The organism is Rhodanobacter sp. Root561 (genome assembly GCF_001427365.1).
In the GTDB taxonomy this organism is placed as follows: domain Bacteria; phylum Pseudomonadota; class Gammaproteobacteria; order Xanthomonadales; family Rhodanobacteraceae; genus Rhodanobacter.
Window position 1 is genome coordinate 25,362 of record NZ_LMGH01000010.1, and the last position, 13,027, is coordinate 38,388.

The window sequence follows — 13,027 nt, forward strand, 5'->3', positions numbered from 1 at the left end:
GGGTTTGAAATGGGTCAAATCATGGCATGTTTATCAAGTTGCAAGCAGGGCGCACCATGGCGCCGCCTCGATCCGGGGCCTCATCGGAGAACACCATGCCCACCTTGCACCTCGAAATGCTTCCCGGCCGCACCGTGGAACAGAAGCGCGCCTTCGTGCGCGAAGTGACCCGCGCCACCGCCGAGACGCTGGCCTGTCCGCCGGAAAGCGTGGATATTCTGATCAGCGAAGTGCCGCGCGACGGCTGGGCCAAGGCCGGCAAGTTGATGGCGGATGCGTGAGGCCGGCGAGCGGAGGATCGACATGAGCGAACACGAAGCGCCCTGGCACGCGCACATCTACTGCACGCCCGCAACGCGTGCCGCGGTCGAGGCCATGCGGCGTGACCTGATCGATCGCATGGACTCGGGTGCGATCCCCCGGCTGCTCTTCGTCGGCCAGCTCAAGGACGGCAAGGCCGGCCCGCATCCGATCCCGCAGTTCGAGATCCACTACACCGGAGAAGCACTGCCGGCCATCCTCAGGCTGATCGAAGCCTCCGGCCTGACCGCGCTGGTCCATCCGCTCACCGATGACGACCTGGCCGACCACACGACGCTGGCGCACTGGATCGGCACGCCGATCGAACTCGACCTGAGCACGCTCGATCCGCCGGGCATCAACCAGGGTGTCGCGCGTTTCGCCAGGTCGGACTTCTGAGGCCGGGGAACGTTTGGCAGTCGTCGTGCCTGCATCCCCGGAAACTTTCGCCCGATCCCGCCACGGCGGATCACCGGGACAGTTTTCAGGTGGGCGATGAACAACGGTGTCTGCCTCGCCTCGATTCGGGGGGGCAACGGCTCTGCGTTGCCTCGACCCGGGCATCCATGCCCTCCCCATCCATTGTCTTGCCGTCTCCGGCTTCGAGGCTGTGAAGTCGCAACCTCAGGGCACCAGCAGCCAGTTCGCCTGATGCGTGTTCGGCGGGGGCGGCAGCCACCAGCCGGCGGCGGGGTAGCCGTACTCGTAGGTCGTGGTGTCCTGCATGGCGAAGGAGTGCATGGGTTTGGCCTGGCAGACCACGTCGCGGGCAGGCATGTCGCCGGAGCTCAGATAGGCGAATTCCGCGTTGGTGGTGCAGGTGTTGTCGTCGAACATCACGCCGTGGGTGGTGGCGTTGTTGACCAGCACCATCCGCGCGGCGGGGCCATCCAGGAGGCGATCCTTGAGCGCCTCGGAGTAGGGCGTGGACGGATCGAATTCGTTCTGCACCATCAGGGCATGCACCCTGGTGCGCGATTCCAGCTGGCGGTCGAGCGCCGGCTGCCACGGCCAGTGCTGGCACTTGTCGATCAGGGTGGAGGCGCCGATGGCCCAGTGGGTGCGGACGTCCGCGATCTTGCGGGCGATGCTGCGCGTATCGGTGGAGCCGGAGTCGTTGCATTGCAGGACATCGGCCATCGGGTTGAAGCCGGGCTGGCTGCGCAGGTCGACCGAGGTCATCGCCCCCATCTGTTCGGCGGCGGCGATGTGGGCCGGATCGCCATCCAGCGCCTGCGACATCGCGCTCAGCGACGGCGACACCAGCAGATCCCAGAACACCCACATGCCGGTGCCATCCAGCGAAGCCAGCGCCTGGTCCGGCGTCACGCTGCCCATGCGGTGCTGCGAGGCGGCCTGGTAGATCCGCTGGAAGGTGGTCATCACCTGCTGCGGCGTCGTGCCCATGTGGAACTGGTCGTCGTGCCGCGCCACGAAGGGAATGAATGCCTGTTGCACATTCAGCTGATCCATCGACATCCGCTTCAGGTCCTGCTGCTGCCAGTCCAGGTGCAGCCAGTTCATGTTGCTGTCGAGCACCACGCGCTCGAAGCGGTCGGGAAACAGGCGGTTGGCATACGCCATCAGGCTGCTGCCGCTGGACACGCCGAGCAGGTCGGCGCGGGGGAAACCCAGCACGGCACGCACCAGGTTCAGGTCGCGGGCGTGGTTGGGCGTGTTGATGCTCTTGAGGAAGGCGGCGTGCTGTTGCAGGCAGGCGCTGATCGAACGATGCCACCAGTCCTGCTGTGCCTGCACGCTGGCGGCCGTGGGATTGCGGCTGTCGCCGTCCATGAAATTCTCGGCGCCGCTGCGCGGTGCGTAGTCGCAGCTCACCTGGGTACCCAGGCCATCGGTGATGCCGCGCAGGTCGACGCCGACCACCAGGTGATTGGCCTGGACTTGCGGCTGCAACTGCTCGAGCATCTCCGCCTGCGAAGCGCTGGAGTTGTCCGGGCCGCCGGCGTTGACCAGCAGCAGGCGTGCGCCAGGCGGTGAATGCAGCGGCCGGGAAATGCCGATGGTGATGTCGCCCTGGCTCGGATCGGCCCAGTCGATCGGCACGGTGATCAGGGCACACTGGATCGTGCTTCCATCGGTGAACAACGAGAGCGGGCAGCCGCCCCAGTTCACCGCCTGCTGGTAGTACCTGGCGTAGGCCGGATCGGTCGAGTGATCGTCCGTAGCCCTGGCATTCGCCAGCCCCGAGCACGCTACGCAACCGATCAACACCGCCAGCTTGCGTGCGGACAACTTGAACAACTTCATCGTGATGCTTCCCCGGTCAGTGGCCATGGCATGATGATCTGCAGGGTTGGCGGGGGCGTAAATGACCGGTCGCCCGCTTTTTCGATGTAACCACTTCGAGCCGCCCCGGGGAGCATGGATGGCGAACATGCGGCAAGACGACAAGCCGATGTATGTCCGGATCGCCGAGTCGATCCGGCGCGATATCGATGCCGGTCGTTTCCAGGCAGGCGCGTGCCTGCCCGGCACCCGCTCGATGACCGTCGCCCTGGGTGTTTCCCGCACGGTGGTCCTGATGGCTTATGACCAGCTGGAAAGCGAGGGCTACCTGGAGTCACGCTCGGGCAGCGGCACTTACGTGAGTGCGCGTCGCATCGATGCATCCGCCGGCGGCGCGCCGCTCGACGAGTTGGTCGCGGCGCCGGGAGAGCCCCGGCTGTCCCGCCTGGCCCGGCGCGCCGTGCTGCCAGCCACGCCCGAGAGGAATCCGCCGGCGCTTGACACAGGCGTGATCGAAGGAGGGCTGGTCGATCTGGCGCAGCCGCGCGTGAAGTCCGATCCGCGCAGCCTCAAGGCGTGGAAACAGAATCTGGTGGCGCTGCTGCGTCGTCGCGACACACCCGACTTCCCCGAACTGCAGGGTGCCATCGAATTGCGCGAGGCGGTGGCCAGCTATTTGAATGTCGAGCGGGCGATCGAGGTCGACCCGGACGACATCCTGATCGTCAGCGGCGCCCAGCAGGCACGCGATCTGATCGCCCGCGTTCTGCTCGACGAAGACGACGGTGTTGGCGTGGAGGAGCCCTGTCACTGGAGCGTGCGCCACACCTTCGAGGCGATGGGCGCGCGGATCGTGCCGTGTCCCGTCGGCCCGCACGGCGTGGACATCGACCGCCATGCCGCGGCGCTGGATGGGGTGCGACTGGTCAACCTGTCGCCGTCATTCCAGTTCCCGACCGGCGTGGTCATGCCCGAGGATCGACGCCGGGCACTGCTGCATTGGGCCTGCACCCACGACGCCGTGCTGGTCGAGGATGATTTCGATTGCGAACACCGTTTCGGTGTGCGCACGGCCCCGTCGTTGTGGTCGCTGGACCGGCATGGCCGGGTCATCCACGTCAGCAGCTTCGCCCGCTCGATGTTTCCCGCCTTGCAACTGGGCTACATGCTGGTGCCACGCCAGCTGCGCGAGCGGTTCCTGGCGGTCAAGTGGCTGGCCGATCGCGGCAGCGTATCGATGCAGCAGCACGTGCTTGCGGCGTGCATCAACAGCGGCCAGTACCTGCGCGATCTGCGACGCATCGCCCACCGCCTGGCGCCCCGCCATCGGGCGCTGCACGCAGCCCTGCATGCACGTCTCGGCGACGCGATGACGGTGACCGACGCGGTGGCGGGAGGATCGCTTTTCGTGCACTTGCCCCGGTTGCCACGCCATGCCACCGCGGCATTGCTGGCCGAGGCGCTGGCGCGCGGCGTACACATCCGTTCCGCCGAGTGCTTCCATCGGACGCCGCCCGATCACGTGACCCTGGTGCTTAGCTACGCCGGGGTGTCCGAGTCGGCCCTCAAGCGGGCCGGGGCACGGCTCGCCGAGGCCTGCCTGGCGGTCGGGGAAAAATTCGCCATGTCGCCGAAGCGAAACCGGCGGATCGAACTGGCCAGTGCCTGACGGGGCAGCGGGAGCCCGAGCGCTTCCCGATGGCTGCTTCATCCTGCGCAACGCCGGGGATCTACGGCCCCACTGCGTGTTGCGCGGGGAGCCAGGACGAATGACGGTCAGCCCGCCGCGCGGCTGTTCTCGAACACGGCCAATTGCGCTGCAAACGCCTGCCTGAACGCAGGCCGTGCTTCGGCGCGTGCCACGTAGGCGGCGAGATTCGGGTAGTCGTCCAGTATTCCCGTGGGCTTCGCCCGGAACAGCACGCCCACCATCATCAGGTCGCCCGCGCTGAACGCGCCGTCGAGCCAGTCGGCCTCGCCAAGGCGGCTGGACAGCAGGCCCAGTGTCTTGCGCACCCGCTCCTCGAGCATCGGCTGGCGTTGCTCGTACCAGGGCTTGTTGCATTCGAATACCTTGGCCATGCTGAACTCGACCAGCGGCGGCTCCACCGTGTTCAGTGCGGCGAACATCCAGGTGATCGCGCGTGCGCGGGCATTCGCCTCGCCCGGCAGCAGGCCCGGGCGCGTCTGCGCGAGGTGGAACACGATGGCGCCCGACTCGAACAGGGCGAGCTCGCCTTCTTCATAGGTGGGGATCTGCCCGAACGGGTGCAGCGCCAGATGCGCAGGCTGTTTCATCGCCGCGAACGAGACCAGCCGTACCTCGTAGGCCTGGCCGACTTCTTCCAGCGCCCAGCGGACGCGCATGTCGCGGGCCAGGCCACGGCCGCGATCGGGCGACGATTCAAAGGCGGTGATGGTGGGATTCATGGTGGGGCTCCTGTGTATCGCATGACGCCGTGTGCGTCACGGGTAGATGGCGGGAAAACTTCATGATGTTCAGAGATAGCTGAGCCACCAGTCCCTGCGTCGCCGCTTGATGTCGGCATACCAGCGACACAACGGATACAGGGCAAGCACGACGATGACCCAGAGCAGGTAGATCACGGGCAGGCTCGCGGCCCAGCCCGCCGGCGCGGTGAACGGAAAATGCCCCAGGTCCGGCGACCGGAACATGCCGTCGACGTTGCCGAAACGCAGGTAACAGGCGACCACCGCCAGCAGGTGGATCAGATAGAAGTGCAGGACGTAGAAGAACAGCGGCACCTTGCCGATGATCAGTGCGGGGCGCAGCCAGCGCGGAGCGCCACCGTCGAACACGCGCAACAGCAGCAGGGCAGGGCCCAGCGTCATCAGCAAGAACAGCAGCGACGGCGGGTATTTGTTGGTGTCGAGGAAGGACAGCAGCGTCCACAGCGGCGACTTCTGCATCGACCAGGCGAGCGGGTCGCCGTACACGTTCAGCAGTCGCAGCAGTACGAAGCCCGCGACGAGTCCGGTGCCGAATCGAAGCAGCAGTGCGCGGCGACGCTCGTCGCTCCAGCGATACGCCTGTCCCAGCGTGTAACCCAGCGCGGTCACACCCAGCCACGGAATCAGCGGATAGGCGATGAACACCACGTGCCGCGGGGTGTTGATCAGAAAGCCCGGCGCATGCAGCACTGACCACAAGGGGGCGAAGGCACCGAAGGCAGTCGCCGGGATGCCGTCCAGCAGGTTGTGGCCAGCCACCAGGATCACGCCGAACGCCACGATCGCCCGGTCCGGCAGATGGATCAGCCCTGCCAGCACGATCATCGACCAGCCCAGCGCCCACAGCACGGTGATGATGGTCACTTGGTAGTCGAGGTTGAATTGCAGCGCGAAGCGCATCACGACCACTTCGAGGAACAGCAGCCACAAGCCGCGCGTGAGCAGGAAACGCGACAGCTCGTTCTTCGACAGTCGCTGCAGCGCGAGCCGGGCGCCGGTGCCGGTGAGCAGGAAAAACACCGGCGCGCAGAAATGGGTGATCCAGCGGGTCAGGAAGAGCGGCGCCGTGGTGGTGGCCAGATCGGTGGGGTTGGCACCGGGCGCGCCGAAGAAATCGTGTACGTGGTCCAGCGCCATGATGACGATGATGATGCCGCGCAGCAGGTCGACCGATTCGATGCGGAACCGGCCGGAAGGATTGCCGGAGGCCGTCCGGCCTTCGTTGTGCATCGTGGTGATGGTCGTTGCCATGGTCAGCCGCGCACGGCGGCTTCGATCGCGGCGATGTCGATCTTGCCCATCTTCATCATTGCCTCGAACGCGCGCCGGGCAACGGCAGGGTCCGGGTGGGTGACTGCAGCGATCAGCATGCGGGGGCTGATCTGCCAGGAAACGCCCCACTTGTCCTTGCACCAGCCGCAGGCGCTGGCCTGGCCGCCGTTGTCGATGATCGCGTTCCACAGGCGATCGGTTTCAGTCTGGTCGTCGGTGGCCACCTGGAACGAGAAGGACTCGTTGTGCAGCATGCCCGGCCCGCCATTCAGGCCCACGCAGGGGATGCCCATGACCGTGAAGTCGACCATCAGCACATCGCCCTGCTTGCCGGCGGGGTAATCGCCTGGCGCGCGATGGATCGCCCCCACCGAGCTGTCCGGGAAGGTCCTGGCGTAGAACGTAGCGGCCTCCAGGGCGGCGCCGTCGTACCAGACGCAGATGGTGTTCTTGGCGAGCATGGGATTCTCCTGGCTTGGGGGTGGGATGCTTCCTTGTTGCGACGAACGAGGTTCAGACGGATCGACACCGGGATCGGGCCGTCGCAACACCATCTTCATGGAGCGCACACACCCTTGCCAGCATCTTTGGCGTCGACGCCGGCGTGGCACCGGCAGTGACGAGATGGACGGGAGCAACCCCATGCAGACGAGCAGAGGCATTTCCCTGGTCACGATCCTGGTCGTCCTGGCGATCCTGGTCGTGGTGGCGGCGTTCGCCATCCCCGCGTGGCACGACCGGGTCGCCCGCGACCATATCGAGGAGGCCATGAAGGCCACCGATGCACCCAAGCTGGTGGTCATGGAGGCGGCGACGACAAAGGGCGGCCTGGCTCATGTCACCCTGAGCGACCTCGCCTACAACGCCGGGCCGCCCAGCGACTACGTCGACAAAATCGAACTGGCGGACGGTGGCCGGATCACGCTGACCACGCGAAACACCGGCATCAAGCCCGACCCCGTGCTGGTCCTGCTGCCGGTGGAACCCGCCGCTGACAACCCCAGCCGCACCATCAGCTGGACCTGCACCATGGTGGTCGGCAACCAGTCGGCGGCACCCGGCGCATGCGCGGGCACCGGTCAGGCGGCGGCCGCGCCGCCGGCCACGGCGCCCGCGCCCGCGGCGACCAGCGTGCACTGACCGCCGCGCGCCCTGACCGCCGGGGAGTCGACTGCATCGCGGTGCGCAGCACGCGGCCCCGGCTCACGCGAGGTCCCGCCGAAAGCCCATTGCAGCCGGCTGTGCCGCGCGCGATGCTTGCGCACCTGAGAGCGTGGTTCGGAGTGAACCGGGGAGCGCAAGGTGCACGAGCATTCGGATACCTGGACGGCGGCGGACCTGCTGTCCTATGAGAAGTACATCGAATCGACCACCGGCCTGGAGCGATTGAGCCGTGTGGCCACGGCAGACGAGGAGTGGGTGCTCAGCGACTGGGATGGCGAGCGCTACACGATCCGCTTCGACAAGAATTTCTCCAAGAAGCACCTGGCCACGTTCTCCAAGGATCGCGAGCGCACCGAGCGCGAGGCGTATTTCGAATGGCTGAACTCGGGCAAGACCCGGGAGGCCGGCGAAAACTGGCAGCGGGCCGAGCATGGCTTGATGAACCAGAAGATGAAGACGACGGCGGACAATCGCAACGTCGCCGACCTCTGCGGCTGCGGCCATCGCTTCAACAGGCATCCCGGCGCCGGTGCCTGCACCCAATGTAGCTGCCCGCGATTCGTCACCACATTTGCGGCCAGCCGCATCGTCCAGGGCAAGCCGGTGGAGGATCCGCTGGCCGGCATGAAGACGGCCCGCACCACCTTCATCGTGCTCAACTGGGTGCCGAAGGCCGACTTCGAGAGTGTCGTCGTGCAATCGATCCAGGCGCACGAGAAGCCGAGCGGCTGGAAGCGTGGTGATCCGCTGGCCAAGGCGGTCAATGACGAAGCGGTGCTGAAATGGGACTTCGGCGTTGCCCGCGTCGGCGCCGTGGTCCAGGCCCAGGCCGGCACCGATCCGGCGACCTGGGTCAGGAAGCAGGGCTGCTACATCAAGGCCAGGAAAATCGCCACCGACTGGGGCCGGCAGACCTGGCAGGTCTTCCACATGGAAAGCGGGCCGGCGCATCCGGCGTTCTGAGCGGTGCGGCGGCAGGATCGTGCCTGTCACGACGGCTCATTGACGATCCACCGTAGAGGGCTGCGATGAAAGAGCACGCCGCATGAAGTCCTTTGGCAAGCCGCCGCAGGGCGAGCGGCTGGAACGGCTGCACGATCTGCCGCTGTGGGACGGCGAACGTCTGCGCAACATCCATCCGGTCCTGCCGGGACTGCGCGATCCGGATGCGCCGCGGCCCACGCTGCGGGATTTCTTCTGCGGCGACGAGAGCCGCACGCCACCCGCGCCGCTGCCTGCGCAGGACCCGCGCAGCGGCTGGGCGAGAAAGCCGGCCAGCAGCTTGCGGGCCACCTGGCTGGGCCACTCCACCGTATTGCTGGAGATCGACGGCTTTCGAGTGCTCACCGATCCGGTGTGGGGGCAGCGGGCCTCGCCCTTCACCCTGCTGGGGCCCAAGCGCTTCCAGCCGGTACCGATCGGCTTGCGCGATCTGCCGCCGATCGACGCCGTGGTCATTTCGCACGACCACTACGACCACCTGGACTATCCGACGATCCGCGCGCTGGCGAAATCGAAGGTTCCGTTCGTCACCTCGCTTGGGGTCGGCGCCCATCTCGAAAGTTGGGGCATCGCGCCGTCACGCATCACCGAACTGGTCTGGTGGCAAAGCCATCGCGTGCCGGGCACCGGGCTCACCATCACCGCGGCGCCGTCGCAGCATTTCTCCGGCCGCGGCCTGAAGGATCGCAACCAGACCTTGTGGTCATCGATGGTCATGGCCGGCGACCGGCATAGGGTATTTTTCAGCGGTGACACCGGGCTCACCACCGAGTATGAAGTCATCCGCGACCGGCTCGGTCCGTTCGATCTGGTGATGCTCGAAGTCGGTGCGTTCCATCCTTCCTGGGGCGATATCCATCTGGGGCCCGCCAACGCGCTGGCCGCTCACCGCCTGCTTGGCGGCGGCGTGCTGATGCCGGTGCACTGGGGCACGTTCGCGCTGGCCACGCATGCCTGGGACGAACCCGTCGAGGATCTGCTGAAACTGGCCGCTCCGAGCGGCACCGATCTGCTGTTGCCGCGTCTCGGCGAACCGGTCGAACCCGTCGAGCACCGGGAAGTGCAGCCTTGGTGGCGTGGCGGCAAACCCGCCGGCAACAGGCGTTCGATGGAACGGGAACCCGCCGAAGCCGCCGTCGCCGATCAGCTGGGTGACCAGTTGCCTTGGCCACTGGATTGAACACCGCGGCAGCAAAAAGCAAGGTCAGGGCGCGCGCTTTTATTTGAGCGTGGCCCGTGAAAAGTCACCTCGGATCCTGTTTTCCACCCACGACTGCTCAGTCTTCCGCACGCGATTCCTGATGCGCCGCTACTTTGTCCAGGATGCGCCGCAGCGTCTTGATGTCCGTGGCTGACAGATCCTGCAGGGCAGGTGGAGTGGCTTCGACGACTCGGCGGGTGGTGGCCATGACGCTGCGGCCCGCCGCCGTGAGCGACACCAGTTTGGCGCGCCGGTTTTCAGGGTGGGGATAACGTTCGACAAGACCACGGCTTTCCAGGTCGTTGATGGCGACGGTCGCCGCCGGTGCATCGGTGGACATGGCGTCCGCGAGGTCCTTCAGGGTCATCGGGCCGGCGCCGAGCCGCTTGAGTGCGCGGATCCGGCTGAAGGGCAGCCCGGTGGCGTCGGTGACCTTGCGGCGCCAGTCGCCGCGGCTGTCCATCACCCATGCCACCAGGGTTTGCCAGATGACGTCGGAATCATTCTGTTTCGGTACTGCCTTGCTCACACCGCTGCTCCCGAGGGCGCCTCCTCCAGCAAATGCGCAGCGTGGCGCCTGCTGTCGTGGGCCCACGATGTGCTGGAAAGCCAGCCCAGAAAAACGACTGCCGCACCGCCGGCAACGACCAGCCACCAGAACGGATGCGTTGCTTGAGGGAAGTTGCGCAGCACTCCCCGGGTTCCGGCAATGGTACCGGCAATGGCCACGCCCAGCGACGCCCCGACCTGCCGGCTGGTGGAAGCCACCGCGGCAGCCAGTCCGGCTTGTGCCTTGGGCATGCCTGAAACGGCGGTGTGGGTGATGGGCGCATTTACCATGCCGAAGCCGATGCCGAAGATCACGTAGCCCGCCACCAGCAGACCCAGCGGGGTCGTCGCGGTCAATTGCGTGAGCATCAACGCGCTGATGGTGGTCGCGGTGCCGGAGATCAACAGGGATGGCCGGGTGCCGTGGGTGCCGAGCAGTCTTCCGGAGAAGGGTGAGCAAAGGATGGTCGCAAGAGCCATCGGCAGCGTGCACAGCCCGGTTTGAAAGGCGGAGTAGCCACGAACTTCCTGCAGGTAGATGGCATTGAGGAACAGGAAGCCGGAAAACGCGGAGAAGCTGCAGATGGCGATCAGAGTGGCACTGCTGAAGGGGATGCTGCGGAAGAAGCGCAGGTCGATCAGCGGCTCTCTCCGTCGCGGTTCATAAACCAGCAACGCCACGACGGCAAGCACCGCCAGGGCGAACAGGCCGGTGATGGTCAGCGTATGCCAGCCGATGTGCGGACCCTCGATAACGGCATAAGTCAGCGCAGCGAGTGCAAGAAAGACCAGCGTCTGCCCGACCGGATCCACCCGTCGCGCCTGGGCCGCCTTCGATTCGGGTATGTAGAGGGCCGCCAGGATCATCGCCGCCGCACCGATCGGCAGGTTGACCCAGAAGATCGAGCGCCAGCCGATGCTTTGCGTGAGGGCGCCACCGATCAACGGGCCCAGCGCCATCGAGACACCGGCCACGGCACCCCATATGCCGATCGCGCGGGCGCGTGCCTTCGGCTCATGGAAGGTATTGACGATGATGGACATGGCCACCGGGTTCAGCATGGTGGCGCCCAGCGCCTGCAGGATGCGGAAGGCGATCAGGCCGTGGATGTCCGGGGCCAGGCTGCACAGCAGCGAGCCGAGCATGAAGATGGCCATGCCGGTCTGGAAGACACGTCGGCGCCCGAAGCGATCCGCCATCGAGCCTGCCAGCATCAACAGGCTGGCCACCACCATCGTGTAGGCATCGATCACCCACTGCAGTCCGGATATCGACGCGTCCAGGTCGCGGTGAATCGAAGGCAGCGCGACGTTGACGATCGTGATGTCCATTCCGACCATCAGCAGGCTGAGGCAGCAAATGGCAAGGATCAGGTTCGGGTGCGACCTGAACTGCCGGATGGGGTCATGGATTGTGTTCATACAAAAATTGTATAAATACAATTATTGTAAGTCAACAATTATTAGTGTCGAAGCGCCTGCGCCGGGAGAGGGGACGTGGACAAACGCCGGGCGAGATCTCTTGTGGATTTCCCCGCGGTGAGTGAATCTGACTTCGCTGGTGCGCATCGTCATTGATCATGCGGCCATGGGCATATCTCGGGAGATGCATGTGTCGATGGGTGGAAGATTCGCGCGCTGGCTTTTCGCGCCATCGTTGTGCTGGATTTCACTGGCTGGTGCGCAGCAGGCGCTTGCTCCGGTGGAAGCGCGCGTGCCGTTTGCCCCGGCCGCGGTGACGGGCAGCGATGACCGGATACACCTTGCCTACGAGCTGCATGTCACCAGCATCTACGATGACGCCGGCCCGCTGACGCCGCGGGAGCTGGAAGTGTATGCGGACGATGACCGTACGCCGCTCGCCCGCTTCGATGCTGAAGATCTGGCGGGGATGACTCGACCGGCACCGGCTGAACATGCGCCGGTGACCATCGACGCCGGCAAGCGCGTCGTCTACGTCTGGCTGACCCTGCCCACGGCGAGCCCGTTACCACGGACCTTGCGCCATCGGATGACCTTCGCCACCGCGAAGCAGAAGACCGAGTTGCTTGATGGCGTGCGTGTATCGTTGAGTGCCGAGGCACCCGTGCTTATCGGGCCACCGCTGCGCGGCGGACTCTGGCTGGCACACGAGGGGCCGGGCAATGCGCATTCGCATCACTGGGGCAGCCTGGTGGCAGTGAACGGGCAGGTGACCATTCCGCAACGCTACGCACTGGACCTGGTGGGGATTGATCCGCGCGGGCAGGTGGTGCGTGCAGGCGTGAAGAATGTCGGCAAGTCGCGGCATGCGGACTGGGTCGGCTACGGTGCGGACGTGCTCGCGGTGGCGGACGGGGTCGTGCGCGATGCACGCGACGGCGAGCCGGAACACCCGCCACTCAACCCGCAGTCGGAGCCGGAGTCATTGACGGCACATGGCCTGTTCGGCAATTACGTGGTGCTGGAGATCCAACCAGGCGTGTTCGCCAGCTACGCGCACCTGCAACGCGGTAGCGTAAAGCTGCGTATCGGCGATCATGTGCGCAAGGGACAGCTGCTGGCGCGTCTGGACCAGTCCGGCAGTTCCAGCGCGCCGCATCTGCATTTCCAGCTTTCCAGCGCGATGACGTTCGAAGGTTCCGAAGGCCTGCCGTTCCTGTTCGACCGCTTCGACTTGCTCGGGCCGGAAGCCGAGGCGCAGCTGTTTGGCCAGGGCGAGCCATGGGTACCGCTGCCGCTCCGGCACCGGCAAGCCGAGATGCCGCTGGACGACATGGTGATCGGATTCCCCGCCTTGCGTTGACGTCCCTGGCGGGGCGCAAGGCGACCACGCTGGCT

The 13,027-nt window shown here is 65.9% G+C and carries 13 protein-coding genes; 7 read left to right on the plus strand and 6 right to left on the minus strand.

Annotation, left to right across the window (positions count from 1 at the left end; translation table 11 throughout):
• Nucleotides 1–26 precede the first annotated feature (26 nt).
• Nucleotides 27–281, plus strand: a complete 255-nt coding sequence (locus ASD55_RS06685) for a 4-oxalocrotonate tautomerase (RefSeq protein ID WP_082542680.1) — start codon at nucleotides 27–29, stop codon at nucleotides 279–281.
• 22 nt (nucleotides 282–303) lie between these two features.
• Nucleotides 304–699 carry a DOPA 4,5-dioxygenase family protein gene (locus tag ASD55_RS06690; protein WP_056764671.1) on the plus strand — a complete coding sequence of 132 codons (396 nt, stop codon included), beginning with the start codon at nucleotides 304–306 and terminating at the stop codon, nucleotides 697–699.
• Nucleotides 700–924: 225 nt separating this feature from the next.
• Here the strand turns inward: ASD55_RS06690 and ASD55_RS06695 are convergent, their stop codons facing one another.
• Nucleotides 925–2,568, minus strand: a complete 1,644-nt coding sequence (locus tag ASD55_RS06695; protein ID WP_056764673.1) for an alpha/beta fold hydrolase — start codon at nucleotides 2,566–2,568, stop codon at nucleotides 925–927.
• Nucleotides 2,569–2,695: 127 nt separating this feature from the next.
• Between ASD55_RS06695 and ASD55_RS06700 the strand changes: the two genes are divergently transcribed.
• Nucleotides 2,696–4,216, plus strand: coding sequence for a PLP-dependent aminotransferase family protein (locus ASD55_RS06700; RefSeq protein WP_235577745.1), 1,521 nt, complete (start codon nucleotides 2,696–2,698; stop codon nucleotides 4,214–4,216).
• Nucleotides 4,217–4,323: 107 nt separating this feature from the next.
• Here the strand turns inward: ASD55_RS06700 and ASD55_RS06705 are convergent, their stop codons facing one another.
• The 3 genes from ASD55_RS06705 to ASD55_RS06715 form a co-directional block, all read right to left on the minus strand.
• Nucleotides 4,324–4,977: a glutathione S-transferase family protein gene (locus ASD55_RS06705; RefSeq protein ID WP_056764678.1), complete on the minus strand. Its 654-nt coding sequence runs from the start codon at nucleotides 4,975–4,977 to the stop codon at nucleotides 4,324–4,326.
• Between the two features lie 69 nt (nucleotides 4,978–5,046).
• Nucleotides 5,047–6,270: a heparan-alpha-glucosaminide N-acetyltransferase domain-containing protein gene (locus tag ASD55_RS06710; protein ID WP_056764680.1), complete on the minus strand. Its 1,224-nt coding sequence runs from the start codon at nucleotides 6,268–6,270 to the stop codon at nucleotides 5,047–5,049.
• Nucleotides 6,271–6,272: 2 nt separating this feature from the next.
• A complete protein-coding gene (locus ASD55_RS06715) occupies nucleotides 6,273–6,752 on the minus strand; it encodes a VOC family protein (protein ID WP_056764682.1) in 480 nt (159 codons plus the stop codon).
• 181 nt (nucleotides 6,753–6,933) lie between these two features.
• Here ASD55_RS06715 and ASD55_RS06720 point away from each other — a divergent pair, with 181 nt between their 5' ends.
• The 3 genes from ASD55_RS06720 (at nucleotide 6,934) to ASD55_RS06730 (ending at nucleotide 9,637) form a co-directional block, all read left to right on the plus strand.
• Nucleotides 6,934–7,431, plus strand: a complete 498-nt coding sequence (locus ASD55_RS06720) for a hypothetical protein (protein ID WP_056764684.1) — start codon at nucleotides 6,934–6,936, stop codon at nucleotides 7,429–7,431.
• Between the two features lie 162 nt (nucleotides 7,432–7,593).
• Complete coding sequence (locus ASD55_RS06725) at nucleotides 7,594–8,418, plus strand: hypothetical protein (RefSeq protein ID WP_056718342.1); 825 nt, start codon at nucleotides 7,594–7,596, stop codon at nucleotides 8,416–8,418.
• Nucleotides 8,419–8,500: 82 nt separating this feature from the next.
• On the plus strand, nucleotides 8,501–9,637 hold the full coding sequence (locus ASD55_RS06730; RefSeq protein ID WP_056764685.1) for an MBL fold metallo-hydrolase: 1,137 nt from the start codon (nucleotides 8,501–8,503) through the stop codon (nucleotides 9,635–9,637).
• Between the two features lie 97 nt (nucleotides 9,638–9,734).
• On the opposite strand, the gene ASD55_RS06735 is transcribed toward ASD55_RS06730, so the two are convergent.
• Entirely contained in the window at nucleotides 9,735–10,187 is a 453-nt protein-coding gene (locus ASD55_RS06735; RefSeq protein WP_200946097.1) for a MarR family transcriptional regulator, read from the minus strand.
• On the minus strand, nucleotides 10,184–11,629 hold the full coding sequence (locus ASD55_RS06740) for an MFS transporter (RefSeq protein WP_056764687.1): 1,446 nt from the start codon (nucleotides 11,627–11,629) through the stop codon (nucleotides 10,184–10,186). Before ASD55_RS06740 ends, ASD55_RS06735 begins: the two co-directional genes overlap by 4 nt.
• A 292-nt stretch (nucleotides 11,630–11,921) precedes the next feature.
• On the opposite strand from ASD55_RS06740, the gene ASD55_RS06745 reads away from it, so the two are divergent.
• Nucleotides 11,922–12,992, plus strand: coding sequence for a M23 family metallopeptidase (locus tag ASD55_RS06745; protein ID WP_162248782.1), 1,071 nt, complete (start codon nucleotides 11,922–11,924; stop codon nucleotides 12,990–12,992).
• Nucleotides 12,993–13,027: the final 35 nt, after the last annotated feature.